Source organism: Mesorhizobium sp. M4B.F.Ca.ET.203.01.1.1, from assembly GCF_004791025.1.
Taxonomy (GTDB): Bacteria; Pseudomonadota; Alphaproteobacteria; order Rhizobiales; family Rhizobiaceae; genus Mesorhizobium; species Mesorhizobium abyssinicae.
On the sequence record NZ_SRUO01000019.1, the window covers coordinates 1 to 25,000 of the forward strand.

The window sequence follows — 25,000 nt, forward strand, 5'->3', positions numbered from 1 at the left end:
GGAGCGTCGTCGGCCGCGACAAGGCCTCCATGACGAAAATGCGTTATTCCGAGACTTTGCTGGGCTGGGAAGGCGTGTGGACGTACGAGGACCTGAACAAATATCTGCTTGAGCCCATGGTCACTACGCCGGGCGTCTACATGGAGATGCCTGGGGTTCCGGACGAGGCTGAAAGGGTCAACGTGATTGCCTACTTGCGTACTCTGAGCGACAAGCCGAGCCCGCTGCCCTGAAACTGACGACCCTCAAAAGTCCTTCAGCGACGGGTGGCAGAGCTTCTCCTCACCCTTCAAGAAATTGACGCGGCCGATCAGCCCGGCTTCACCCGTTGCGTCGCCGGCAGCTTCATACCCTTCCGGCTTCCTGGAGCCTCCTTGGACGCGCTTGCCCCACCTCCCGCGTTTTGTCTCAACTTGCTAAATTGACTTAGGACCCTGCCAACGGGTGCTCCAGCGGGCGCGGCCACCCCGGGCGGGTTTTGCCGGCAGGCGGGTTTTTCTTATCGGCTGACGGGTTCTTCTCAGCGGAGATGAGCTTGTCTTGACAGCAGGCAGGCTCATTTCTCGTGCCCTCTCCAGGTCCAACTGACTGGCATACTCAGCCTCAAAGGCCTCCGAGTGCCTTCGATCCTCGCTTCGAAGATGGAAGTATGGCAGCGCAAATCCGAAAAGGATGATGACGCCGATTGCCCCCGTCATGTGGTCGATAACAGCAAGGCGGTGGAAGATCGCCATCGCGCCTGCGGTCACAACCGCCCCGTTCATTCCTGCACGGAAAGGGTCAAATTTGGGCGGCGGCGCAAGCGAATCGGCCCGTCGCTTCGCCTCTAGATAAACGGCTGCCTCATCCATCAAATAGCTCCGATAAAGAGACTTTAGCACTTTCTAATTAAATGGCTAAGCCGGCATTCGGGTCGGTTGAGCTTGCGACCGAAGTCCCGATCGGTAAGCGCAAGTGGCGAGTTTGGGGAGGGCCGTTTGGATCCGATAACGAGAAAGGCTTGGTCCCCGGCACGCCTACGCATCGGGACCCACGCGACATCGAATTGTTTCAATATCGCATGGCCGTTTCAGTTCCGTTAGCAAACCCTAAAATGCTCCGGAACCTTCCGTTCAGTCCGCTGTTGGTCAACAGGAGGTCCGTGAAGTGCGAAACCTGACAGCAGAGCATGCGCGAGCAGCAAGAACGCTATTGAAGTGGTCGCGCGTGCGGCTTGGCGCCAAGTGCAATCTTAGCGAAACGACGATCAGCGATTTTGAGAACGGGCTAAGGAAACCGCATCCCCGCAAAGTCGCCGCTGTGCTGCAGGCTTTCGAAGGAGCGGGAATTGTCTTTTCCGCCAAAGGGAGCCCATCACTAGCGCGCTCTGAGGGTCAGACTGGAGGTCGCCACACCGGCAACAGAACGTGGCGCCGTCGGCAGACACATTGCTCGGCCGAATAGAAGACTCCTGGAAGCTGGCGGAGGGAGTCCCCAAATGGCCAAGGACAAAAGCAGAGCCGACCTCCGGGCCGCAGGCCAAATCTCGCTTGACGATGAGTATGAGGTGAATTTATTCGCCCTGCAGAACAACATCACACCCGCTCAAGTTCGAGAACTCATCCGTAAGCACGGCAATAGTCGCGCGACCCTGACCAAGGCTGCCAAAGCATTGCCAGGACGATAACGAGAAATTCCCAGACGTGAGACCACCAATGAGGCGAGCCGCCTTGGCCTGAGCACCGGGCCGACCACCAGACCTTATCTACAGCGGCCCCGGATCATGACGCGACAAGCGCCTCAATCCCTGCCGTAGGCGAGCATCGACGTGGCGCGTACGCGAAGCCCGCCGTCTCGGGGAGAGAACGACGGGCTCTTGCTTGGGGGAGCGGCGGAGGGGACTGGCCGCTCGCGATAGAAATCCGCCAGACCTGAAACTGTTCCCTGAAATTTTCGACTGAGACGCTATCCACCGCCGACAGACCCGCTGATTTTTCTTCGCGCCAGCCCTGCAGTGTGAGATAATTCCGACCAGGGTTTTAGGGCGGCAACGATGTCATTGTCGCGCAACAGTGGTGTGTACGAACCCGCTGATCTGGACTTGCTGCAGCGGGTCTTTGACCGACTGTGCAAAGAACGCCGGCTCGCCCTCAAGGACAGGGACCAGAGGGAACATCTTGCCTCTCAAATCTTCGAAGTTTTCGACAACGGATCTACCGACGAGACCGAGCTGTGGCGATCGCTTTCAAAACGCACCAGAACCTAAGCCGCTACCTCCCAAGAGCCGTTCCGGTGACAGCGCCCGCCGACGCCGCTACCATTCCGATCGCATGGCCCACGGGAGAGAAAAGGAGATTTCTCGTGACAATCGCGGTTAGCAAACCTGAAGATGCCGCCATCGCCTTTGCCGACGCTTGGAATAGACACGATATGGAGGACTTTGGTGCTTTGTTCTCCGAGGACGCCAACTTCGTTAATGTCGTGGGCATGTGGTGGAAGAACCGCAGCGAGATCGAAGCGGCGCACCGCGCAACTCATGAAACGATGTTTCGTGACAGCCGATTGGAGGGTGTTGTCTCGTCATTGTCGAACTAACTCCCGGCGTTGCAGCGGTGCACTATTCGTGGACGCTGACCGGTGCATCCGCTCCGGACGGCTCACCGGCCGGACCACGGCAGGGCATCCTGCTTCTGATTGTGAAATAAGAAAAGTCGGGCTGGCGGATAAAGGTGGCCCAGAACACCGACAATGTTCCAGGGGCCATTGCTCCCCACTCCAACGCAAAGTGAGGAACTTGCGGCAGGGTTTGAGTGGTGCAGACAATTTGAATAGATTAGCATCCGCTAATGAGCGGTGCTATAATGCGCAGTCAGCCGGCAAACCTACCCCGTTTTGCTGGTTAGGCCTAGCGGCCGACCCGGCCGCTGGGCCGCCAGCCTTGACCCGGAACCGCTTTGAGGACGGCAATGCCATGGCATCGCCACAGCGGCAATATTTGATCCCGCTGATCTGGACTTGCTCCAGCGGGTGTTCAACCAACTGTGCGACGAGCGCTACCTTGCCAAGAAAGACAGGGAACAGAGGGAAGCTCTCGCAGATGAGGTGCTCGACCTTTTCCAAAATGGAATGACGGACGAAACGAAGTTATGGCAAGCGCTTTCGACGCGACGTAGCGCTTGAACCAAATAGGCCTTCCGCCAGAGGGAGAGGGCGGAAGGCCTATTGGTTTGGGAGCGGCTACATTCCTGAGAAATCGACCGCTACAGCACACAATGCACGAGGGGCGTGAGGAGTTCCAGACAGTCTAAGCATTCGCAACTGCAGGCGCTGCTTTGCCTAGGGGGCAGCCAGCAAACCGCGCGGAACATTGGGCTTCGTCAGAAGTTGGAATCCCAGTCAGCCTAGGGAATGCCCCGATGCCAGAGTATTTTGTTGAACAAATGACGGGTGAGACGGTTACTACATGGCGAGTCGTGAGGGCCGAGACACCGGGAGAGGCAGCTCGCGAAGGTACTGGATGTGATGTCAAAGCGCGAGCAGCCGAATTCATTTGGGTCAGGGTGACTGACGAGGATTTGGGCGAGGTCTATGAGTTCAGCATTGGTCAACCGCATCCGAACGCTCAATCCGCGACGCCGGCCTCGCGATGAACGGTTGCGTCCATGATCACTCATAGACGCTCCCAATTTCTTCCTCGATCTCCGTGCTGTCGATCCCGAGTGCCTTGGCGTCAGCAAAAAGCTGTTGGGCCAATTCAGCCACGGAGATGACGTCGGCGCCGACCGTCTCCGGGATGTTGTTGGAAATCCATTTGTCCAGAAAGTTGATGCCGCGCATACTCATCTCGCGACAAGCGCCGGCCCGGCATTAGGTTCCTTTCGTCGGAGACGTTAGGTCGACATCTCTTTGATGACCGCATCGAGCGAGGCGATATCTTCCAGCGCGGCTATTTCGATCGGATCAGCGGCCTGTGCTGGCGTGCGTGTCTCAGGAACGCCACTAGGCCCTATTGGCGCGTAGCTCATTACAAGGATGTCGCGATACTGCCTGAGCAGGACGAGCGCGCTATCAATGGTTCGTTGGTCCATTGATGAGATTTTAGCATATAGGTCCAACTGCGCACTAGGCTAATTCTTCCCCAAATCCTGCATCGAGGCATGCTGGTCCTGGGCCTGTTTCGGCATCAAAGGTCACCTTGTCGATGAAGCGTCCTAATTGGCATCCCCCTGTCCGTTGCTGCTACCGACAATGCCAAAATCCTGGGATTTGATATTTCCATCCGCCAAGAGAAAGCCCTCAGCAGCCAGGGCCCCGCCTCAACAGCTCACGCACCGCTGACGCTCGGCTTGGCATTCGTCTTTCAAAGCGCCAGTCCTCCAGCGCATCAATTTCCCTTTGCGACAACATTATTTGAAGACGTACAGGTCTCTCGATTTGTGGCATTTTACGACCTCACCCATAAAGCGTCGAATGAGTAGTTGGCTTATAATGAGCATAACACTCCAAAGGTTGCATGACCATCCTCTTGGGTCTGTACGCTCGATGAGGTGAATGCATTTAGGGCTGCTTCTACCGCAAGTACTAACTTATTGAAAATATTAGTTTATTTAATGCTTTGTGACTTGCCCTCCGCTTCGCGAGCGCGCATGGTGAAGGTGAGGGTAACCCGGTCCCGGAGGACAAGAGGTCACCATGCGCTACCATTATTCACAAACCCTACTGGACGACGTCACGGCGAGTGTCACTGAGGCGTTCCAGAGGCTCGGCATTGTCAACGTTCCGGTCGTGGCGGAACAAGTCAGGCGTCGCCATCCCTCGGAGAATATCGCCCTTGAGGACATTGAGGAGATAGTCCTGGACACGGCTCAAATGTTTCACATCCCGATGGAATTCGATGGTGCGAGCGCCATTTTTGCTGCGCACGAAGCGGAAACCAGGCTGGACGATTTGCGACTTCCCTCCACGACCAACCACCGCGTCTTTTGGCGAGCGAGCTTCTAACGCTTGGCCAGCGCGGGATCCAGCGCAAATCAGAGCAGATGGTGAACTGGTCGATGGCCCCGAAATATCTCGATCATCGGTTGGAATGCCCATACTGCCTCACCATCAGGCTCAGGATTCCCGATGACGCTCGTCCGGATACGCCCATTTTTTGCGATGATTGCGGAAAGTACCTTGGCACCTGGGATGAGATACAAACCGACTTTGAGAAGCAGGGCGGCCAGAACGGGGTGTTTCGACTCGACAAAGGCCGCATCCAGCGGATCCGCTAGTGCCGGCCGGCCCGCAACCCGCTAGTGTCGACCTTTCAGGAACCTAGCCTCGCGAAGCAGCGAATTCCAATCAGTTCCAATCAACTCGACCAGTCGCTTCGCCTCTTCCTGCCCGATGCCAGTCTCTCTCATCAGTCGCTCCGCCAACAGCTTTAGATGGGCGATGCGCTCATCTTCATTGTGGATTGCCGAGCACATAACGGTTCCTCCAATGACAGGAACCGCTGAAGTTGGCGTTTGTTTCGAGTGGGTCGCGACTCCGGGCTCATCCGATTTGCGGATAGAGGAACCCGACACCCACCGCTTTTTTGCCAAATAGCAGAAGATGGAAGGGCCGATAACGTCGCCAGCCGGTAGCCTTGCCGGCTAGGCCCGGCGGTCAACAAGCGCTTATCCCCGACCATCGGGTTGCTGTTTGCCAAGCCCGGCTCGCTGGTCGAGGTGACACAGGACTTGCGAGCCGGGCTGGCCGCCGACATCTTCCAATCCGGGGAGGAGTGGTTTCAACAGCCGGCGAGGAGCAAAACGTATCCGATCAGGCCTCATCATGCGATGTGGACTGAGGTCCGAATGAGCCTCCTGCAATGGTCTATTTTAGCAACTGCTTGACTATGCCGCCCTGCGCCCCAGAGTCTCCTTCATGGCGAAGGGCAGCATCAAAGTCGGCGACGAGGTCGCGATCACCGCGACCGTGCGCAAGCGCGTGACTGAGGATCGGGTCGCCGTGTTGATCCCTTCCTACCACCAGCCGCATTCGATCGTAGACCGGTCGCCAAACGTGAGCAGCGGGCAGAAGGTCGAGTTGGTGGGCGACGTCACGCATGTCGACGAGGACAGAGTGACGGTGAACCTTGGCGGTCCAGTCACGGTCAAGCTCAACACGGTGCGGCTTGTCACCAGCTACGTGGCGCCGAAACGGAAGACGCCGCTGGTCGATAAGGCGACGTAAACAAAAAGCCCGCCGGCCGAAGCCAGCGGGCAAGCGGTGGTCACGACCCTAGAGCCCGCGAGGGTCGAGCCGCAACTATGCTCGCACGGCAGGCAGGTATTCCGCGCTAACAAATGTTAGGCGATGGCCCCGCGCCTTCGCCGGGCACCCTCAAAGCGGCGCGAACGACGCCACGCAAAGATACAGGCTGACGATACTGCCGGCACCTGTGTTCGAGAGGCAGCCGCGCCACCCGGGGCGTCGGCAAAGCCGCGACGATTCATGAGGCGTGGGGGTCTATCTCACCGACGATCTCGGACGGGTCACCATCGTACTCGTCTGCCGGCATGACCGCGAGCGTGCCATCGCCGGCACGAAAGATGACGATGCTGACCATCAAGCTGGTGGCGAGGCTGAAGGCAAAGGCGTTTGCTTCTATGAGGGACATTGATCCGGCTCTCCTGCTTGGAAGCGGGGATCGATCCCCGCGTGACAGGCGCCCGATGTGTCCGGCCGAGGGCCGCAATCACCGTGGAGGCGAAGCCGCAATGGCGGCACGATTTGCGTAGTCCGACCCTTTACGGGTTGATGGCATCAGGTCCTCGGACCGGACCAAGGAATTGCGCCGACAAACGCGGAGATCGGTCCCCTGTCTCTGCTTCCAGGACGAGACAGATGTGAACCTGGTGGTTTGCTGCCTTGCCTTGATCGACGCCAGAGCGGCTTGAGCGGTCATTCGATGAACGCGCGGGGAGCGACGGAAATCAGAGCGAATGACTTGAGGCGAGTGGACTGGTAGCCCCTTCACGCGGGCCCGAACTTCATCACCGGAATGCCAAGCTTGCGGGCCTTGTCGGCGAGGTTGTCCTGAATGCCAGAGCCGGGGAAGTGAATGACGCCTATCGGCAATGTGTCGAGCATGGCATCGTTGCGTTTAAACGGCGCGGCCTTGGCATGCCTGGTCCAGTCCGGCTTGAAGGCGATCTGTGGCACCTTGCGGCTGCGAGCCCATTTGGCGGCGATCAACTCCGCACCCTTCGGTGATCCGCCGTGCAGAAGAACCATGTCAGGATGCTTGCCATGGACCTGGTCGAGCTTGGCCCAGATCAGCCTGTGATCGTTGAAATCGAGCCCGCCGGTGAAAGCGACTTTCGGTCCGGGTGGCAACAGCACCTGGCTGTCCGCATGCTTTCTCGCGGCAACGAAGTCCCTGCTGTCGATCATTGCCGCGGTCAGGTGGCGATGGTTGACGACAGAACCGGAACGCGGGCGCCAGATCGAGTGGGTGTTACGCTCGTAGTGCTCGGCGGCCTGGTCGCGCATCAAGCGCTGCGGCGTTCGAGCAGGGTCTGACCTTGCGCGATGAGGCGCTCGAGCTCGACCGACTTGACCTCGGATCCGTCCTGTTCGCGCTGCAGCCGCAGCTGGCTAAGCTCGTTTTCATCGAGCTCCCGCTCGATCCGCCTGGTCGCGCGATGGAACAGATTGACCGTTCCCCACAGGAGTTCCTCGAGATCGGGTTCAAGGCGTGTGTCGGCCATTGCCACCACGAGAGCGTCGAAGATATCGGCGATGCTGGCTGCGACCACCTTGCCTTCGGGAAGCGGGCGCGGGTCGGGTTCTTCGTCAAAGGGACGGAAGCCGTAAAGCTGAAGCTCCTGAAGGACATGATCTGTTGGTGATGATGAGGGGTGAGGCTGGAAGTCGGCATCGTGCTCGGTGCTCATGGGGCTTGCCTTCGTGGGATCGCCGCGCCCATCGCGGCCTTCATGGCGTCGAAGGCGATGGACGACCCGGACTTGCACCCGAAGCGTCAGCGTAGGGCCGGAAAGGAGGTGGAGGATGGCGAAGCCCGGATATTTTGTCTGGCGATGGAAAGGCCCGAAGGGGGGCTCCCCGTGACTTGCCGCCTGGGTTGGCAAGGGCCGCCGGAAAATAGCCGGGCGCAGCCATTGCCTGTCTGGATCGGCCGGCGCCCTATCGCCCTCTTGAAGGCCTTGGGCCGGCCCTCTCCTCAACGGAGGTCCCTTGCGCACCCGAGCCACGAAAACGCCGGCACGCCGCTCCCCTTCCCTTTCCAGTCAGGCCGCGGACGTCATGAAGCGTTCGACATCCTGCGGCGCGAGTTGGACCCGCAGCATCGCCCTCAAGGCGTCGGCACCGAGCAGGCGCAGGTCCTCATTGAAGTCGCCGAGCTGCGGCACCAGGACCATCGCCTCGATACCGGCCGCATTGGTGCGTTCGATGAGAGTTGCCACTGCTCCGTCACCGGCCGGATCATTGTCACGGGCGATATAGAGCCGCCGCAATGTGTCAGGAAACAGGATTGCGGACAGATGCGCCGCCGACAGTGCCGCGAGTGCCGGCATGGCGGGCAGGACAGTGCGTTGCGATAACATGGTCTCGATGCCTTCGCCGGCAGCCATGACATCGCAACAGCAGCCGACGCGGACGGCGTGTCCGAGCAGTTGGCCCATGGCGCGTCTCGGCGTCTCAATCGGAGCGCGGCCAAGGTGAGCCTCGCTAAATCCGCCCGGATCGAGCCAGGTGCGGTGGGCGCCGGTGAGTTTGCCTTTGAGGTCGGTGACGGTTGCGATCATTGCCGGCCATGTTTCGGTCGGGCCGCGTTCCGGACGGTAATAGCAGCTCGGATGAAACCGAAGGCTCCCGGTCTCGTGCAAGGCTGAGATCGCGCGTCCACGAAGATAGGTCTCCACAAGCGTTCCTGGTATCGACCGCGACATTGAGACCAACCGCCGCGCTGCTCCTGCCGAACCGGAAGGGGCCAGCGCCCTGGTCTGCTTCGATACCGTCGGCTGCTGTTCGGAGCGCGGCAAGCTCAGAAAGTTGCAGGCTTCCGCGCTGATATCGATAAAGTCGATCAGGCCGCAGCTCTCGCGGATCACGTCCAGCAGGTCGCCGTGCTCGCCGGTAGCAGCATCAGTCCATTTGCCGGCGGGACCTTTGGGAGTGTCGTTCAGCCTTACATACATCGATCGCCCAGGCGTGTTTCGGGCGTCGCCTACCAGCCAATAGTTGCCATGGCGCCGGCCGTTTGAAAGATAGTTCCGACATACCGCCTCCGCCTGCCGGCTGAGACGGCCGGCGAGGTCGTTCGGGCTTCTAGACACGGTCCGCCTCCAGAAAAATGCCCGCCGTCTCCGGCGGGCCAGATGAAGACTTGCGGCTGATCATTCAGCAGCGATCGTGTGAGGCTCATTCGCGGCTTCGTCATTTTCAGCGAAGCTCTCGGTGTCGGCCACGGACAATTCGCCGTCGTTCCCTGCCGTCGCTTCGACCACCGTTTGCGGCGATCCTGTCTCATTCGTTTCTGTATTCCCGTTTCCCGGGGTGCGCAGGGGCTCAGGTAGCCAACCGCTGCTGCCGATCAGCTTCTCCGCCTCGCTCGCCATGTCGCCCTTCTTGAGGTGCGCTATTCGGTCAGCGGCTTCCTGCCCCTTCGCTTCAGTGAGTGCCTGGAGAATGCGCGCCTTTGTGACACGTCCGAAGAAGTTGTCGACAGACGGCCGCCAGCCGGCCGCCGTCATGTCGAGGGTGATGGCCTGTGCCAGCCGGTCGGCATGGGCGAGAGCGCGCGGGCGCCTGTTCCATGTTTCATGCACGGCGTTGACCGACATGCTGACGGCATGTGCGAAAAGCGCAGCCTGGCGATCGCGATCCCAGTCGCGAAGGGCATCCCAAAGGTCGGCAGCTTCCTTCGGCAGCGCGTTAGCCCACAGGTCGTGTCGCACACGGATCGCCTGTGCGCAGGTGCTGTCGTTCAATCCTGAGGCTTGAGCGCCGAAACCGACGCTCTTCAAGTCCAACTCCAGGCAGCTATCTGATCCATATTGGTAGAAGATCTTCAGCGTGAACGCGTGCAAGGCGGCGAGGAAGGCGACGTCTGGATTTCCACCGAGCGCCTCGCGCAGGCCAAGGGTTCGATGTGCCGTCAGTTCCGTCATGAGCCGGTCAGAAATCGGCGAGATGCCATCGGCCTCCTCGGGCTCGGCCAGCGGCTCACGATCGGCCGAAACGCTTTCCCCGTCTCGGACGGCAGAAGCTGTCAGGGATTCCTCCCCCTCTTCGCTTTGCTGCGTTCCGATGGGCAACTCGTCCTCGGGACGGACGAAGCCGCGCTCGACGCGGAGACACCCGTCTGGCGCGATGCTGATGAAGCCACCGGCGCGGGCAACCTCGAGCGGGTCGAAGGTGAGTGGCCGGTTTTCGAAGGACTGAAGTCCAGTCTCCAATTCAGCGAGACGCTGATCGATTTCGTCCGGGAGGTCCTCGACGCTGTCATATTCCTCCGACAGACGGTCGAACTCGAGCTGCAAGGCCTTACGCGTCGACTCCTCCTCGGCGCTAAGAGGCGACGGTTCTCCGCGCAGTTGGCGGAGACCGAAGGCGTGGCCGTAGGCGAAGTCGGGCGCGATTTCGATCCACTTCCAGCCTTCTGCGCGAACCGCCTCCGCGCGTCGTTCCAACTCATCCGCGACCAGCCGGTCTACCAGGACGACGTCCTGCAGCCAGCCACCGTCGTCGCCCTGGAACAGGTCGCGCATGACTATGCCTCCGGCCTCGACATAGGCGTCGATGCCGATGAACTGCACCCGCTTGTCTGACGCACGCACCGAGCCCTCCGTCAGCATGCGCCGAATGGCATAGGGCTGCTTGTCATAGGAGGGCTTCAGGCGTTCGAATACCTGCTGCTGGCGTTCATGATCGCCGGATACAGTGAACGCCATGAGTTGGTCGAGCGTCAGACCATCTTCGGCATAAATCTCAAGCAGTGCCGGTGACACCGAAGCCAGCTTCAGGCGTTGCTTGACCACACCGGTCGAGACGAAGAACGCGGCAGCGATATCCTCCTCTGACTGCCCCTTCTCGCGAAGGGCAAGGAAGGCCCGGAACTGGTCGAGCGGATGAAGGGGCGCGCGCTGGACATTTTCCGCCAGCGAGTCTTCCTCGGCAATACCCTCCTCTCGCACGATGCAGGGAACCGGCGCGGTTTTGCTGAGGCGCTTTTGCCTCACCAGAAGGTCCAACGCCCGATAACGGCGGCCACCTGCCGGAATCTCGAACATGCCGGTTTCCACGCCGGCTTCATCCCTGACTGGCCGGACGCTGAGCCCCTGCAACAGGCCGCGGCGGGCAACGTCCTCGGCCAGTTCCTCAACCGAGACGCCGGCTTTCACGCGCCTGACATTTGCCTGACTGAGCACAAGCTTGTTGAAAGGGATGTCGCGCGAAGACGACAGGGTTATCTTTTTGGCAATAGCAGCCATCGATGTTACTCCGCGACGGGCAGCCGAAAGCCACTCTCTCGACCTCCAACCCGTCACAAAGCGCAGCGCCGCCCTCTTACTCTTGAGGACGACGCCGCAGCACGAGAAAAAGAAGACGCGAAGCGGACAGAACTGGAGACCGGTGCATCTCCTGGCTTCCAGAATGTCAGACCGCCTTGTCGAACAGCTTCTTCGCCCGCGCCTCCAGATCAAGCCGGGCATCCTGATGGGTCTTGTCGCGAGCCACCGCCGTGATGCCCTGCACGAAGTCGAAAACACTTTCAGGCTTGCGACCTTCCTCGGTCAGCACTGTCTCAATGATCCTGGTCGCCTCCGCCTTTGAGAAGCCACGCTTGCGCAGGAAGTCGCCGCGATCGTCATCGGTACGGGCAACGATCCGCTCGCGCGCCGCCTTGATGCCGTTGATGAAGGGCATGGGCGACGAATTGGCAAAGCGTGCAAGCGCCGGCGCGGCCTCACGCGCAAAACGTGAAGCTGCGTATTTCGAATGACGAATGGTAATCTCCTCGAAGTCCTCAACACCCCAGAGATTGCGATTCTGGCAAACGGCGCGAAGATAGAAGCTTGCGATGCCGAGCGTCTTGGCGCCGACCTCCGAATTCCAACAGTAAAAGCCACGGAAATAAAGATCGGCTGAGCCGTCCCGTAGCCGGCCAGCCTCGATCGGATTGAGATCGTCGACCAGGAAAAGGAACACGTCGCGGTCAGAGGCGTAGAGCGTCGTGGTGTCCTTAGTGATGTCGGCTCGCGGATTATAAATGCTGGTCGACCAGTCAAGGACGCCCGGCACCTTCCACCGGGTGTCACCTGTGCCGTTGCCGGCGATGCGCTGCACGGCGGCGACCAGTTCGCGATCGAAGATGCGGCCGTAGTCCGGGCCGGTGACCGCACGCAACTTAACACGACCATCCTCGATTTCCAGTGTCTTCACCTGTTCGGAGCGGTGAGACGTCAGGCCATATTGTAGATTGATGCCGGCGAGCGGCGCTGGAAGTTGGCGCAAATAGGCCGCCGGCGCGCCAACAAGACTCGCCAGTTGGCCAAAACTCCAATGAGTTGGGGCGATTGGAATATCGGAGCCCGGCAGCACCAGCGTCAGGCGCTCGGCATCGTTGCGGCTTGCCTCTACACGAATAGCCGCGCTTTCCACGGTTCTCGTCCGGCTGCGCTCGGTCCGCGTCTGCACCGCCTCGAATAGCTCCGATAAGGACAAGTAGCGCTCGTCGGCCGGCCGCGAAAACCATTCCGAGGACACGCGACCAATCCGCTCGCCGCGGCTCAAATCCACCTTGAAGCCGCCGGAAAGATCACGGGTGGCGTTCAGAACTTGTGTCATGGGTCGTCTCCATGACGGGCGCCGAAGGCCTCTCCTTCCGCCTCAACCCGTCGCCGAAAACCCGGCCCTTCTCTGACTCTTTGTCGGGAGAGCCCCCGCTCTCCCGACAAACACAAAAAAGGGCGTACAAGGCGGAAGCACCGAAAAGCCCGTCGGAGGGAGTAAGTCAGTTCGGTGCTGGAGCAGGTTCGTGGCCCTGAGACCGGTTCAACAGGGCGGCCGTAGGAGCATCAGCATAGCGCCGCCGTAAGGCGGGATGCGGGACCGACAGCCCCCGGCGAAGGGCGCTATATGATGCTTCCTCGGTAAGCTTGACCTCGGAGCGGCATGCGATCCGTCGAGGCGCGTCAGGTCGAATAACCGTTTCTTCGGTCCGGGTCATGGCGACCCTGACTGACCGATATATGCGAAAACACCGCCCAACATACGCTTATCGACTTTCGCCCTTTCCATCCTCGCCAGCTATCGGCAGCAATCGTTCTGCGACACGAGGAAAGGTAGGCCGCCATGACTGATCCCAGGGAGGCTACAATAAAGCGGACGATCCGCCGTAAGGAGCTACGTGAAATCGTCCCTCTGGCTGACAGCACAATCTATGAAATGGAGCAGCGCGGGCAATTTCCGCGACGTTTCGCTCTTACCCCCCGTTGCGTCGTGTGGGATTTGGCCGAGGTTGAAGCCTGGCTCCATGCGCGCAGGGCAGCACCAATTCCCCGAGCCAGCCCTCCAGATGTGCGTTTGAGAAAGACCGCTCCTGTCAAAGCGCTGGATCGGGCTCAAAGACCGTCATCATCGGGGGCATAAGGACGACGGGCCGCTTCCTTCCCTCGACCCAGGCTTCCACTGCATCGGACCATTCTTGCATCATGTGGCGGCGCTGAACTTCGTATTCCGCCTTGTTGTAGACGCCGCGGGAGGAGCGACCGTCCTCGTGAGCCAGGCATTTTTCGATCCAGTCGCTGTTGAACCCTAGTTCGTTCAAAAGTGTAGAGCCCGTGCGCCGGAGATCGTGCACGGTGAATGGCTCAAGCGGCAGGCCTTCCTTCTTCGCCAGTTCGGCCACCGCATAGGTCACACGATTGAAGGTTGCGCGCGCCATTGGCGCGTCCGCGTCGTAGCGGGATGGCAGCACGAAACGAGAGTTCCCCGAGCAGGTCTTGAGCGCAACAAAGATGTCGAGCGCCTGGCGTGATAGATAGACGTTGTGGGCCTTCGATCGCTTCATCCGTTCCTTTGGAATGGTCCAGACCGCATGCTCGAAGTCAACCTCGTCCCAGGTTGCGTCCTGAAGTTCGCTTTTTCGAACCATCGTGAACAGGATGAGGCGAAGGCCAAGGCGAATGGTGGGCAGTGTTGCGACGTTCTCCAGTATCTTGAGCATGACGCGGATTTCAGTTGGGGAGAGCGAGCGATCTCTCGGGACAAAGTGAGCAATCGATGCCGGCCCTACGTCGTCGGCCGGATTGGACACCTTCTCGCCATGGAGAATGGCGAAGCCGTAAATTTGCTTGAGGATATCACGGACGTGGATCGCCGTTGCCGGCGCTCCACGCTCGACGATCTTGGCACATTGGGCGCGAAGATCGTCCGGTGTGATTTCGGTCAGCAGCCTATTGCGCCAAACCGGCAGGAGTTCGCGTTCGTAAATTGACCGGCGCATCGATCGAGTGCTGTCCGCCATCGGCGCCAAAGTCAGCCACTTCTCTCCGAATTGGCCAAAGCTCTTGGCTTCTTTCAGTCGCCGTTTGTCTCGTTGCTTTTCGATGGCAGGAGAGCGGCCTTCTCTGATAGCTCGACGCGCATCGAGGCATTTCTCGCGCGCTTGGAGCAGGGAGATCCCATCGCGCCCGTACTTGCCGAGGTAGACGGTCTCCCTCCGGCCATTGAGCCTGTAGTCCAGACGAAACGAGATCGTGCCGCTAGGCATGACGCGGACATACATCCCGTCACGATCCGCCACCTTGTACATTTTCTGCTTTATTTTCAATGCCTTGATTGCGGCGTCCGTCAGCATCCCGACTGCCTTTCCAAAAGTACCGTCACGGGTTTTTTGAGGGCTTTTGGCGGAACTTCTTCTTAATTTTCATAGCCTTAGCCTGAAAAAAGTACCGTCATCAGACCTCTATGAGGTGACGGTACTGTTGAAAATTCATCGTGGCAATATGTCGGAGGTCCGGCAGCCAGTCCGGCAAGGCCGAACAATGCACGCCGATAGGCAGCGAAAGCTGCCGGCAAAAACTATTTTTAATTTCAGTTAGTTAGATCGATTTCTGGCGTAATTTCGGCGACGTTCGGATAGACCTGAATCATTCCCACTCAATCATCAATTAAGGCCGTACCTGATTGTTTCAATTACTTAATTTAAGTCACACAACCAGTGAGTACCGTCAAAAATACCGTCAGATTCTTACGCTGTTGAAAAGACTGAAACAATGTGGTCGCTGCCGCGGTATGCACACTTTTGATTGCATCATTTGCGAGCTGCCATTCGGCGAGGTAAAGCTGGAGTTCTCAGAACACAACAAGGACGGTGTTTGCTCATGCTCGACAGCTCTAGGTTCGAGTAGACGCGCGGCTGTATCGGGGGGAATGGGCTGGTAGGAAATGGATGTCGTGCCGCATCACTCTGTCGATCGACCAAGCTTCGCATTGCCTCATCTGCTGCTCGTGGCGATGGCCCCCGATCGGAGATGCGCTATAGGAACACGCGAATTTCGATTCTGCCCTCAACTCTCGGGACCACTCACTCTGAGTAACAACGTCACGCCGATCCCACCTTCCGACGCTATTTTGCGGCAATGCGGCCAGTAAGCGCCGCGCCCGTTCGCGATTTCCTAGTGGTGAAAGTCTGACATTTGGTACCCCACGCGTGGAGCAGCTTAGGCTGAAAGAGCACGTTGCACGACAAATAAACCGCCTATCAGCTAACCACGGACCAGATGGAAGGTCAGCCCCGCAAGGCGGTTTTGGATTTCCCCGAGACCTTGCCCAGTTCCGCTTCCCATAGATCGAAGGGGCTCGCGACAATGGCCACGGACTTTTCCTGACGCAGCGCGGCGCGGCTTCCAGCATCCTTGCCACGAACCTTGTCTCGACCTTCCACAATTCGGTCATGGCGGTGATCGAACCCGTCGCGGCCCTGCGAGATCCCGCTGATGTGCAGGTCGTAGAATTTGCGCCGCAGGTGAGCCCAGCACCCGGCGAGCCGGATTGTTTCATTGCTGCCGGCTTTGTCCCGTGCCTTGACCAGGTTGGTATAGGCCGAGTAGCCATCCACTTGCAGGATACCGCTGAACCCGGCGAGGTGGCGCGCGTGAGCGAATGGCGGATGCCGGTCACAACTCCTGGCGCTCTTTAACTGCCAAACCAAGCGCTTGGCTGAGTGGCACCGCCTTGGAGAACAGGAAGCCCTGAGCGGTTTTGCAGCCAAGTTTGTGCAGAGTTTGCCGATCCGCCTCTGTCTCGACGCCCTCGGCCATGACCTCGATCCCGAGCGTCCGACCAAGATCGATCACGGTTTTGACAAGCAGCCGATCCTCCCGCGATTTGGCTAAACCGCGAATGAAGCCCTGGTCTATTTTCACCTTCCTTATCCGACTGTCCTTGAGCGATGCCAACGTGGAAAAGCCGGTGCCGAAGACATCGAGCGCGATGGAAATGCCGGCATGTGAAAGCCGTCCGAGCTTTTCATCGACCCTGTCCGGGTCCACGGGCGATTCTTCTGTTATCTCAATTTCGAACATCGTTGCAGGGAGGTCCTTTGCCGCCAGACCATTCAGAACCATTTCGTCGATATCGCCGGCCTCCAATTCGCGCGGTGAAACGTTCATCGTCACACGAACATCACGACAGCCAGCTTTCACCAAGGCGTCGATAAAAGCGCAACATTCGGAAAATACAGCTTGAGTTAGCAGCTGGAGCATTCCGGTTTCGCGTGCCGCTGTCATGATTTCGGGCGGAGAGATGGAACCGTGAATCGGATGGGACCACCTTAGCAACCCTTCAAAACCGATCACAGCTTCGGTGTCGAGTCTTACGATTGGCTGGAACCAAGGGCCCAAGCTTCTCGTCTTTATCGCCGAATGAAGATCGCGTTCGATGGACTGGCGGCGTTGCAGTTCCCGGTCGAGCTCGGCATCGAACAGGCAAAATTCGTTCCTGCCACGGCGCTTAGCTGTGTAAAGGGCGATGTCCGCCCGCAACAACATTTCCGTCAGCCCCGGGTTTTTAGCCGAGTATATTCCTATGGATGCCCCGATCCGGACGGAGGCGACGCCAGGATAGGGGCGAGCAAGCTTGGATATGAGATTGGATGCGAGATTGCTGGGAGAAGGCGAATTTCTAAGCGAGGAAAAAACCAGCACGAATTCATCGCCACCGATGCGGGCGAGCGTTGAGCCCTCCGGTGCTTCTTCCTCTATTCGGCGGGCGATCCTGGCAAGCAGCTCGTCACCCGTTCTGTGACCGTAGGTATCGTTGACAGATTTGAACCCATCCAGATCAATCAGCATGGCCACAAAGGGCCCATCAGTGTTCTCAAACTGATCGATTGCATGTTCGAGGCCGCGCCTGTTGAGGAGCGCGGTAAGATGGTCCTCCCTGGAATTGCGCTCCATTTCCGCGGCAAGCCGCTCGGCTTGATGTCTCAGGCGGCTCGCGTCACGGAAGCGCGCTTGTCCAACGAACGAGGCTCGAGCCAGGCCGCCCTCGAAAAGCAGGACGGCAAAAGCCAGAATGTAGTTTTCCAGGGTTCCCTTCGTCAGCAAGCATGCGGCGGCAATGAGGAGTGGCGGTGTGATGAAGTATATCGCTGCCGCAGCATATGAGCTGCCGTACGTGACCGCGCCAGCTGAAATGCCCGCCAGAATTATTAGATGCAGCGATGCTTGAGACGTCGTGTACCCAGCCGTTAGGACGGCAAGGAATGACCAGGTGAATCCCGCCAGAAGAGCAAGCCTGCCAAACCAGCGAAGCCGCAGCCAAACCCGTGTCAGATCATCCTGGACTCCGGGTTCCTTCAGCTGATGAGGGGCGAGTGCAAGGCGGGCGGCATTTATCGCATTAACGACCGAAAACTAGGCCGCGCCAGCAAGACCGTTCCCGGAAAGGGCCTGCACGGTCAAAATCAGCCCGGACAGCACAATGCTTATCGGCATTGAGACGAAAAGGCCTGCCCTCAGATCAGCGAGCTGGTCCTGAAGGATTCTCGCCTCCAGCGGATCTTCTTTTTCCAGGGCTGGACGGGTCAGCTTGCTTACTCCTGCTTGTCCGCAGCCTATGCAGCCCCCCTGAAGGACGGGTTAATTCTTCAATCGGAGATCAGCGTCGGGAGCAGGATTACTCCGGCGCATGATGCACTCTCTCCCATCGCTCGCCCAGCACATCGCGCAAAATGCAACTGCTGGTGCAGTATCACCGCTGGAGCTCCGCCGAAATCCCATGCCGGACAAGGGGAACATGTTGGGCAAAGCGAAGCCCCAGATGCCTTGCAAGCCGTGCCGCCAGGTGGTCTCTGGAGTAGAGTCCAACCAGTATGTTCGTTGCATGGTAGAGCGGCGCCGCCGACAGGCGCAGCCGCCTTTCGTATATGTGCAGCATGTCGGGGTCGCCAACATTGCGGCCGTCGCGGCACGCAGTCATGATTCCACGGGCGAGTTGCTTCTGGCTGCTGAGACCGATGTTGAATCCGTGAGCGGTCACCGGGTGCATGCCGATGGCAGCGTCGCCGATGAGTGCGGCGCTCGGGGCCCGGAATTTGTGCGCCCAGGTCGTGACCAGCGGATAGGTATGGCGCTTGCTTGCCAAGGTCATTTTTCCAAGGCGCCCTCGACACAGTTTCGTCAACTCCGACAGGAACAAATCGTCATCGAAGGCAAGCAGTCTATAGGCCTCGTTTGAGCGCAATGTGAGCAGCAGCGACGACACGCCCTCCGCGAGGGGCAATATCGCTATCGTCTGATGGTGATCGAACCATTCGATGGCGATCTGGTGGTGGGCGCGCTCGTGCCTCACTCGGCAAATCAGCATCGAGTGGCCAAGCCGGTTGATATCGGCGCCGATGCCCAGCAGATCACGCGTGGCGGACAAACGCGAATCCGCGGCAACAACAAGCCGAGCAGTTAAACGCGCGCCATTAGAGAGCGTTACGACTGCTCCTTCTTGGCTGTTTGTTGCATCGACGACCGAGTGGCCGCACAACAGCCGGGCGCGATCCTGCAAGCGGACGATTTTGAACAGCGCCTCGCGGATCCGGCAATTTGGAACCAAAACCCCCAGCGGTTCTCCAGAGTTGCTGGGAGGATCGAAACGAAGAGCGAATGCGCTCGAGCCGTTGAGCACGCGCGCGCCTTGAATTGCTGATTTGTCCGAAGCCGGGATGACATCCCAGGCGCCGAGCTCGCGAAGGGTTCTGATCGAAGCGTTGGTCAGCGCGATTTCGCGACCATCGAAAGCCGGATTCGCCAGACTATCGAATGTGTTCTGTTCAACAACTGCCACCTTGAGTTCGCTTTGGGCAAGCGACGCAGCGAACGAAAGGCCGACCGGCCCGGCTCCAACGACAACGATGTCAAAATTGTCGTCAGAGCCCATCAGCGTGCCGCCATCCCGTCGGCTATCCTCGTGTAACGGTGGAACTGAGCCGACTGACATCCGCTGAGCTCCGTGCCCGCCGCCAACGCGTATGATGCTCCGCAGCACATTGACATCACGAGGATCTTCGGCGCTGGATCCGAGCCTTGGAACATTTCTACGAAGTCAGCCCAAAGAAGGCTACCTCGCCCACTGGACGAAGCGATCCCGTCTCCATTGCCGTGCCCAGCGATGTGAAGCACGTCGCACTTCGCCTTGTTCGCTTGGACTACAGCCTCACGAAAATGCTTTCGGTCCAAAGCAATGTGGAGCTCCGCGCGGATGTTGACAGTCTTTAGCATCTTCTGTGTGATCGGTCCGTCCGCCCTGTCGGCGAAGTAGTCATTCGCGTTGTGGCAGTCGATGATGTGAACGGCGCTCATGGGATTCTGCCTATTATTATCGTCGTGACGAGTGGATACCACGTGCGGAACACCGTGATCTGCGCTGAGTTTCGGTGACCGCATTGCTGCAAGGCGCAGGGCCGGAAATTGGCATGGATCGGCAATGAAGCATGCAACCCCATCAGAGGTGGACGCGTCTGGCCGCGATACATAAGTCATGCATTCTCCTTCGAAGACTGGCCTATAAAGCACCACTGATGCGAATATGACCCTGATCTGGATCAGCCAGGGCACGATCAACCGGCACTGGTAGTTCACGCTCGGGTGATCGATCGCGACGCTCAACTTGTTACCCGTGCGCACAGTGCGAAGCTCGTCCGGCCGCGCGAGGTACTCTCGCGGCATCAGCCGCCTCATACTGGGTGCATGGGAAGGCAGTCCTTCGCACGACAGTGGATTTTCACAAATCAATGTAGTGCCCAGCTTAGGTCAAGCTGGTCATGGAGCATGGACAGCTTGTTCCCGACCGAGCCGGCTCGACTGACGAGCGGGATCCGCGCATCTTATGCACAGCGGATTGAAATCAGCGTCCCGGTTTGTCGTCCCGATCAATTAGTATCCGCTCGGCGGCTCCGTCGAGATCTTCGTATTGACCGCTTCGCAATGCCCAGACGAAGCCGGACAGGCCCAGTGCACCCAGAAAAAGGGCCACTGGTATGAGATAGAGCAAGGTCGTCACGAGGATTGTGCCGAATAGCCGACTGCGGAGCGTCTGACTTTTTGAATAACTTGCACCGTCGCATTCGCCATGAAGCCGTGCAAGCGCAATGCGTTTCCAATAACAAGCAGCGATGAGGCAGACATGGCAATCGCCGCTATCAAAGGCGTGACGTGCCCGAGGATGGCGATTGGTACTGCCACCGCATTGTAGACGATTGCGATTGCGATGTTCTGCCGGATCAGGTTTCCTGCCTTGCGCGAGACGCCCAGGGCGAGCGGCACCGCCAGGAGGCTTTCGCGCAGGAAGACGAAGTCTGCCGCGTTGCGGCCAATGTCGACGGCGGTGGCCGGTGCGATCGAGACATGCGCCGCGCTCAGGGCCGGCGTATCGTTGAGGCCGTCGCCAACCATCAGAACCTTGTGCCCAACTTTCGCGAGGGTTTCGATGCGTTCGAGCTTGCCCGATGGCAGCAGGCACGGAACGAAGTCGTCGATATCCAGCAGCTTTGCCACTTCGGCGCAGGCTGCGGCGGTATCGCCCGACAGCATTTGCATCGACACCCCGGCATCGTTCAATCGCTTGATCGCCGCCGCCGCGTCGGCGCGCAGCGCATTCTCGAAATCGAAGGTCGCGACAATGAACCCGTCTTTTGTCAGGGCCGTTCCACCATAGCCATGTTTGCCTTCACCTCCGGTCCGGGCCTTCCATCCAGCCCATCCGCGTCGACCCAGCCGCCAAGTGCTTCCGGCGACAGTGGCTTCGATCCCGAACCCCGGATGCTCTGTGACGGCATCGAATTTGTGTTGCCCGCCAGGAGCGGCAAAGCCGGTCATGGCCTTTGAAAACGGGTGACGCGAATGCGCGGCCATGTCGGCGGCGATTGCCAGCATGCCCGGATCAATCGAGTCCGCATTGACCAGCCGGGGCTGGCCGAGCGTGAGCGTGCCGGTCTTGTCGAACACGGCAGTATCGATCGCCGCGAGGCGCTCCATGGCCGAACCGTCCTTGACCATGATACCGCTCTCGAAAAGCCGCCGCGCCGCGACCACTTGGACGATCGGCACGGCGAGGCCGAGCGCGCAGGGGCATGTGATGATGAGAACAGCGATGGCGATCGTCATCGCCCGGTGCCAGTCGCCGGTCGCCGCCATCCAGCCCAGGAATGTCACGAAGGCGGTGAGATGAACCAGGGGCGCGTAGAGTGCCGACACGCGATCAGCGATGCGGCGATAGTGCGCGCGACCGCCCTCGGCGGATTCCATCAGCCGAACCATCTCCGCCAGGAACGAATCCTTTGCGGCGGCTGTCGCCTGGATCGTCAGCGGGCCGGTAAGATTGAGCACGCCGGCCTGTACTGCTTCGCCCGGCGCCACGTTTTTCGGCGTGCTTTCGCCTGAGGCCAGCGAGCAGTCGAGATCCGACGTTCCCTGGATGATCTTGCCGTCGACGGGGATCCTCTCACCGGCCGCGATCAACAACCGCATGCCTGGTTCGATCTCGCCGACCGGCAGATAGTCGCGCGCGCCGTCGCCGCGCATCACCATGGCGCCACGCGCGGCCATCTGAGACAGGCCCTTCACGGCAGTCCGGGCACGCTCCCGCATCACATGATCCAGCGTGCGCCCGATCAAAAGGAAGAACAGCAGCGATACCGACGCGTCGAAATAGGCGTGGTCGCCATGATTGATCGTCTCATAGAGGCTCATGGCATAGGCGAGCGAAACACCGACCGCGATGGGCACGTCCATATTCATGCGACCATGGCGCAAAGCATTCCAGGCCGAACGGAAGAAGATTCCGCCGGCGAAGGCGAGGGCAGGAATGGCGATCAGCGCCGAGACCCAGTGAAACAGGTCGCGGGTAGCACCTTCGGCGCCGGACCAGACAGAGACCGAAAGCAGCATGATGTTCCCCGCCGCAAAGCCGGCAACAGCGACAGCGCGGATCAGTTCGGCAAGCGTCTTGTCCTTGTCATCGACCTCGGGTGTGAACAGATGCGCCTTGTAGCCCAGCCTGCCAAGCGCGGCGACGAAGGGTGGCACCTCGTCTCCTCGCCACCGGACCGCGACCCGCTTCGTCGACAGGTTGACGCGCGCGCTTTCGACGTGATCGAGCTTTCCAAGTGCCGCCTCGATCGTCTGGATACAGGCGGCGCAATGAACCGTCGGCACTGAAAGATCGGTCTGCCGAAGATCATCGCCAAGCGATCGGCTCGCCAACCTGATCTCCTGGCTGGATGGCAGGACCGACGTGGCGCCGTTCAGATCCAGCGCCATTTCAGCGCCCGGTGCACAACAGCTCATTGCAGCGCTCCATGAGAAATCATAATCCTGCGGACGTCGCGATAGGGTCGTGTCAGGCCGGCATCGGTGTCGACTTCGACGATCCAGACGCCGTCCTTCGGCATATGCTGGGCGGCGAACTCCTGGCCGGAGGCGAGGGCGAGCGTGACGGACTTGTCCTCTTTCTCGTAGGCGGGATGACGAAACAGCACCTTGACGCCGTGCAGAGGAACCGGCTTGCCTGCAGCGTCGGAGAGGCTGTAGCGGACTTCGCCCCATGCGATGGTCAGCTTGCCGGTCCAACCGAGCGCTGCTTGAGCGCGGCCGGCCTCGGCCTCCTTGTTGAATTGCTGGCTGGCCACATAGGTGTTCTCGACGACGAGGCCGGTCCAACTCGTATTGGCGAGCGTGGCCATGGTCAGGTTGACCGCGATGACCACCCCGAAGAAGGTGAGAATGATGGCCAGCATGTGCCTGCCGGTGAATTCGCGAGGCTTTTGGGCATTGGCGGTCATTTGGCGGCCTCTGGCGCGTTGAATGTGGCGGCGTACTCGTTCGACTCGAAGCTCGCCTTATCCTCGGCACGGAACTTGAAGGTCTGTGCCGGGGCGTGGATCTGGTCCGCCGGTTGGCGAACGAAGACCTTCAACGTTTTCAGGCGGTCGGGTTCGACCGGGATGGCGAAAGACCGGCCGGCCGGGATGTCGTCGCCGACGACGACCATGTCGGCACCCTCCAGACCCTGCATGGTGACGACGATTGTCCTTGGCTCAGGGATCATGTTGAGCAGCTTGACGCTATAGCCATTGCGGATGGAGCCATCGGATAGTGTGACGAATTGCGGATTGCGGTCATGCAGCACGTTCAGTTCGAGCCGATCGCGCGTCAGCAGCGAATAGAGCAGGCCCAGCCCGATCAGCGACCACAAGCCCATGTAGACGTAGGTGCGCGGCCGGAAGATCTTGCGAATGTGAAAATGCGCCACCTGATCGGAGAAGGTGCCGACAGCAGTCCTGACCAGCGACGGATTGATTGAACTGGAGCCGCCTGCGGTCGCCAGCATCATGTTGGCGTTGTAGTCGGAGAGCGTCGCGTAGGAGATCAGCCCGCGCTCCTTGCCGAGCTTGTCCATGACGCCGTCGCAGGCGTCGATACACAGCGCGCAGGTAATGCATTCGAGCTGCTGGCCGTCGCGAATGTCGATTCCCATTGGGCAGACCGCGACGCAGGCATTGCAGTCGACGCAGTCGCCGACGGACTGCCCCGAGGCTTGCACCTTCTTGGCGTGGCGCGATCGCGGCTCGCCGCGCCAGTCATTGTAGGTGACGGTGAGCGAATTCTCATCGAGCATGGCTGCCTGGATGCGCGGCCATGGGCACATATAGGTGCAGACCTGTTCGCGCATCAGGCCGCCGAAGGTGTAGGTCGTCGCCGTCAGCACGGCGATGGTGATGTAGGCGACAGGTGCGGCGGTACCGGTGAAAAGCTCGCCCACAAGTGTTGGTGCATCAGCGAAATAGAAAATCCAGGCGCCACCGGTCGCCGCCCCTATGACAAGCCAGATGGCGTGTTTCGAGACCCGCAGCATCAGCTTGCGGGCGGTCCAGGGGCCGGCATCGAGTTTCATGCGGGCGTTGCGGTCCCCCTCAATCGCACGCTCGACGACAAGGAACAGATCGACCCACACGGTCTGCGGACATGCATAGCCGCACCAGGCACGGCCGACAGCAGAGGTAATCAGGAAAAGTCCAACACCGGCCATGACCAGGAGGCCGGCCACATAGAAGAATTCCTGCGGCCAGATCTCGATGAAGAAAAAGTAGAAGCGCCGATTGGTGAGATCGAGCAGCACGGCCTGGTCCGGGGCAAATGGGCCACGATCCCAATGCAGCCACGCAGTCAGGTAATAGATGCCAAGTGTGATCGTCATCACCAGCCATTTGAAGCGGCGAAAGTTGCCCGAGGCGCGCTTCGGAAAGATCTTTTGACGCGCGGCATAAAGGGGCTTGCGGGTTTTGGCGGCATTGACAGTTTCTGTTTCGAGCCGTGTCAACTGCGTCTTGTCACGCACGTGCAACTCCACTTTCCCAGCCAATGTCAGGGGCACCTGTCGAAAAGCCTCGCGGTAGGACAGCCTTGCCGGGTTGTGCAGATCGCATTAGGAATGGTGTCGAGGCCCGGCTCGCGCCGGGCCTCGT

General features: G+C 59.6%; 22 protein-coding genes and 4 pseudogenes. 8 read left to right on the forward strand and 18 right to left on the reverse strand.

Annotation, left to right across the window (positions count from 1 at the left end):
* A pseudogene (locus tag EN846_RS28440) lies at window positions 1-233 on the forward strand (hypothetical protein); the annotation flags it as partial.
* Window positions 234-416: 183 nt separating this feature from the next.
* Here the strand turns inward: EN846_RS28440 and EN846_RS28450 are convergent.
* A complete protein-coding gene (locus tag EN846_RS28450) occupies window positions 417-851 on the reverse strand; it encodes a hypothetical protein (RefSeq protein WP_135859639.1) in 435 nt (144 codons plus the stop codon).
* 295 nt (window positions 852-1,146) lie between these two features.
* Here EN846_RS28450 and EN846_RS28455 point away from each other — a divergent pair, with 295 nt between their 5' ends.
* From EN846_RS28455 to EN846_RS36050, 3 genes are all read left to right on the forward strand, one after another.
* Window positions 1,147-1,443 (forward strand): helix-turn-helix transcriptional regulator, encoded by a 297-nt coding sequence (locus EN846_RS28455; RefSeq protein ID WP_281015769.1) that lies wholly within the window; start codon window positions 1,147-1,149, stop codon window positions 1,441-1,443.
* A gap of 34 nt (window positions 1,444-1,477) precedes the next feature.
* Complete coding sequence (locus EN846_RS28460) at window positions 1,478-1,666, forward strand: DUF3606 domain-containing protein (protein WP_128346228.1); 189 nt, start codon at window positions 1,478-1,480, stop codon at window positions 1,664-1,666.
* Window positions 1,667-2,340: 674 nt separating this feature from the next.
* A complete protein-coding gene (locus tag EN846_RS36050; RefSeq protein ID WP_245493329.1) occupies window positions 2,341-2,574 on the forward strand; it encodes an SgcJ/EcaC family oxidoreductase in 234 nt (77 codons plus the stop codon).
* Between the two features lie 1,027 nt (window positions 2,575-3,601).
* Here EN846_RS36050 and EN846_RS28475 read toward each other — a convergent pair.
* The 3 genes and pseudogenes from EN846_RS28475 to EN846_RS36055 all read right to left on the reverse strand — a co-directional run bounded on the left by EN846_RS28475 (window position 3,602) and on the right by EN846_RS36055 (window position 4,422).
* Window positions 3,602-3,822: pseudogene (locus tag EN846_RS28475) on the reverse strand (hypothetical protein).
* A gap of 47 nt (window positions 3,823-3,869) precedes the next feature.
* Window positions 3,870-4,067 (reverse strand): hypothetical protein, encoded by a 198-nt coding sequence (locus tag EN846_RS28480; protein WP_135859638.1) that lies wholly within the window; start codon window positions 4,065-4,067, stop codon window positions 3,870-3,872.
* Between the two features lie 123 nt (window positions 4,068-4,190).
* Window positions 4,191-4,422: pseudogene (locus tag EN846_RS36055) on the reverse strand (hypothetical protein).
* 249 nt (window positions 4,423-4,671) lie between these two features.
* Between EN846_RS36055 and EN846_RS28490 the strand changes: the two are divergent.
* From EN846_RS28490 to EN846_RS28500, 3 genes are all read left to right on the forward strand, one after another.
* Complete coding sequence (locus EN846_RS28490; RefSeq protein WP_128346184.1) at window positions 4,672-4,980, forward strand: hypothetical protein; 309 nt, start codon at window positions 4,672-4,674, stop codon at window positions 4,978-4,980.
* 53 nt (window positions 4,981-5,033) lie between these two features.
* Complete coding sequence (locus EN846_RS28495) at window positions 5,034-5,252, forward strand: hypothetical protein (RefSeq protein ID WP_127282182.1); 219 nt, start codon at window positions 5,034-5,036, stop codon at window positions 5,250-5,252.
* Between the two features lie 640 nt (window positions 5,253-5,892).
* Window positions 5,893-6,201 (forward strand): hypothetical protein, encoded by a 309-nt coding sequence (locus EN846_RS28500; RefSeq protein WP_127282183.1) that lies wholly within the window; start codon window positions 5,893-5,895, stop codon window positions 6,199-6,201.
* A gap of 259 nt (window positions 6,202-6,460) precedes the next feature.
* On the opposite strand, the gene EN846_RS35360 is transcribed toward EN846_RS28500, so the two are convergent.
* From EN846_RS35360 to EN846_RS28520, 5 genes and pseudogenes are all read right to left on the reverse strand, one after another.
* The gene (locus tag EN846_RS35360; RefSeq protein ID WP_187331533.1) at window positions 6,461-6,628 is read right to left on the reverse strand and encodes a hypothetical protein; all 168 of its coding nucleotides are present in this window, start codon (window positions 6,626-6,628) and stop codon (window positions 6,461-6,463) included.
* 356 nt (window positions 6,629-6,984) lie between these two features.
* Window positions 6,985-7,907: pseudogene (locus EN846_RS28505) on the reverse strand (DUF2493 domain-containing protein).
* A gap of 354 nt (window positions 7,908-8,261) precedes the next feature.
* Window positions 8,262-9,311, reverse strand: coding sequence for a toprim domain-containing protein (locus tag EN846_RS28510; RefSeq protein WP_128346185.1), 1,050 nt, complete (start codon window positions 9,309-9,311; stop codon window positions 8,262-8,264).
* A 60-nt stretch (window positions 9,312-9,371) separates the two neighbouring features.
* A complete protein-coding gene (locus tag EN846_RS28515; RefSeq protein WP_128346186.1) occupies window positions 9,372-11,468 on the reverse strand; it encodes a ParB/RepB/Spo0J family partition protein in 2,097 nt (698 codons plus the stop codon).
* 166 nt (window positions 11,469-11,634) lie between these two features.
* Window positions 11,635-12,825, reverse strand: a complete 1,191-nt coding sequence (locus EN846_RS28520) for a DUF932 domain-containing protein (protein ID WP_128346187.1) — start codon at window positions 12,823-12,825, stop codon at window positions 11,635-11,637.
* 507 nt (window positions 12,826-13,332) lie between these two features.
* On the opposite strand from EN846_RS28520, the gene EN846_RS28525 reads away from it, so the two are divergent.
* On the forward strand, window positions 13,333-13,629 hold the full coding sequence (locus EN846_RS28525) for an AlpA family phage regulatory protein (RefSeq protein WP_127399894.1): 297 nt from the start codon (window positions 13,333-13,335) through the stop codon (window positions 13,627-13,629).
* Here the strand turns inward: EN846_RS28525 and EN846_RS28530 are convergent.
* The 9 genes from EN846_RS28530 to ccoG all read right to left on the reverse strand — a co-directional run bounded on the left by EN846_RS28530 (window position 13,583) and on the right by ccoG (window position 24,873).
* Entirely contained in the window at window positions 13,583-14,839 is a 1,257-nt protein-coding gene (locus EN846_RS28530; protein WP_128346188.1) for a site-specific integrase, read from the reverse strand. The two genes, EN846_RS28525 and EN846_RS28530, sit on opposite strands and share 47 nt — an antisense overlap.
* A 933-nt stretch (window positions 14,840-15,772) precedes the next feature.
* Window positions 15,773-16,255 (reverse strand): transposase, encoded by a 483-nt coding sequence (locus EN846_RS35365; protein ID WP_329609615.1) that lies wholly within the window; start codon window positions 16,253-16,255, stop codon window positions 15,773-15,775.
* Entirely contained in the window at window positions 16,161-17,591 is a 1,431-nt protein-coding gene (locus EN846_RS28540) for an EAL domain-containing protein (protein WP_245518752.1), read from the reverse strand. Before EN846_RS28540 ends, EN846_RS35365 begins: the two co-directional genes overlap by 95 nt.
* Window positions 17,592-18,237: 646 nt before the next feature.
* A complete protein-coding gene (gene ubiM / locus EN846_RS28545; RefSeq protein ID WP_189350574.1) occupies window positions 18,238-19,419 on the reverse strand; it encodes a 5-demethoxyubiquinol-8 5-hydroxylase UbiM in 1,182 nt (393 codons plus the stop codon).
* Window positions 19,416-20,144 carry a hypothetical protein gene (locus EN846_RS35370; protein ID WP_128344425.1) on the reverse strand — a complete coding sequence of 243 codons (729 nt, stop codon included), beginning with the start codon at window positions 20,142-20,144 and terminating at the stop codon, window positions 19,416-19,418. The genes ubiM and EN846_RS35370 overlap by 4 nt, the downstream gene beginning before the upstream one ends.
* 238 nt (window positions 20,145-20,382) lie before the next feature.
* A complete protein-coding gene (gene ccoS / locus EN846_RS28550) occupies window positions 20,383-20,538 on the reverse strand; it encodes a cbb3-type cytochrome oxidase assembly protein CcoS (RefSeq protein WP_084831491.1) in 156 nt (51 codons plus the stop codon).
* On the reverse strand, window positions 20,535-22,823 hold the full coding sequence (locus EN846_RS28555; RefSeq protein ID WP_095520368.1) for a cation-translocating P-type ATPase: 2,289 nt from the start codon (window positions 22,821-22,823) through the stop codon (window positions 20,535-20,537). The genes ccoS and EN846_RS28555 overlap by 4 nt, the downstream gene beginning before the upstream one ends.
* A complete protein-coding gene (locus EN846_RS28560; protein WP_091595779.1) occupies window positions 22,820-23,317 on the reverse strand; it encodes a FixH family protein in 498 nt (165 codons plus the stop codon). The genes EN846_RS28555 and EN846_RS28560 overlap by 4 nt, the downstream gene beginning before the upstream one ends.
* Window positions 23,314-24,873: a cytochrome c oxidase accessory protein CcoG gene (ccoG, locus tag EN846_RS28565; RefSeq protein ID WP_135913940.1), complete on the reverse strand. Its 1,560-nt coding sequence runs from the start codon at window positions 24,871-24,873 to the stop codon at window positions 23,314-23,316. The genes EN846_RS28560 and ccoG overlap by 4 nt, the downstream gene beginning before the upstream one ends.
* Window positions 24,874-25,000 lie beyond the last annotated feature (127 nt).

Bases quoted from the DNA above. Each gene is read 5' to 3' on its own strand.
- EN846_RS28450 (WP_135859639.1), bottom strand. From the start codon at position 851: ATGGATGAGGCAGCCGTTTATCTAGAGGCGAAGCGACGGGCCGATTCG.
- EN846_RS28460 (WP_128346228.1), top strand. From the start codon at position 1,478: ATGGCCAAGGACAAAAGCAGAGCCGACCTCCGGGCCGCAGGCCAAATC.
- EN846_RS28500 (WP_127282183.1), top strand. From the start codon at position 5,893: ATGGCGAAGGGCAGCATCAAAGTCGGCGACGAGGTCGCGATCACCGCG.
- EN846_RS28555 (WP_095520368.1), bottom strand. From the start codon at position 22,823: ATGAGCTGTTGTGCACCGGGCGCTGAAATGGCGCTGGATCTGAACGGC.
- EN846_RS28560 (WP_091595779.1), bottom strand. From the start codon at position 23,317: ATGACCGCCAATGCCCAAAAGCCTCGCGAATTCACCGGCAGGCACATG.
- EN846_RS28520 (WP_128346187.1), bottom strand. From the start codon at position 12,825: ATGACACAAGTTCTGAACGCCACCCGTGATCTTTCCGGCGGCTTCAAG.
- EN846_RS28490 (WP_128346184.1), top strand. From the start codon at position 4,672: ATGCGCTACCATTATTCACAAACCCTACTGGACGACGTCACGGCGAGT.
- EN846_RS28495 (WP_127282182.1), top strand. From the start codon at position 5,034: ATGGCCCCGAAATATCTCGATCATCGGTTGGAATGCCCATACTGCCTC.
- EN846_RS28525 (WP_127399894.1), top strand. From the start codon at position 13,333: ATGACTGATCCCAGGGAGGCTACAATAAAGCGGACGATCCGCCGTAAG.
- EN846_RS28480 (WP_135859638.1), bottom strand. From the start codon at position 4,067: ATGGACCAACGAACCATTGATAGCGCGCTCGTCCTGCTCAGGCAGTAT.
- EN846_RS28515 (WP_128346186.1), bottom strand. From the start codon at position 11,468: ATGGCTGCTATTGCCAAAAAGATAACCCTGTCGTCTTCGCGCGACATC.
- EN846_RS35360 (WP_187331533.1), bottom strand. From the start codon at position 6,628: ATGTCCCTCATAGAAGCAAACGCCTTTGCCTTCAGCCTCGCCACCAGC.
- EN846_RS28530 (WP_128346188.1), bottom strand. From the start codon at position 14,839: ATGCTGACGGACGCCGCAATCAAGGCATTGAAAATAAAGCAGAAAATG.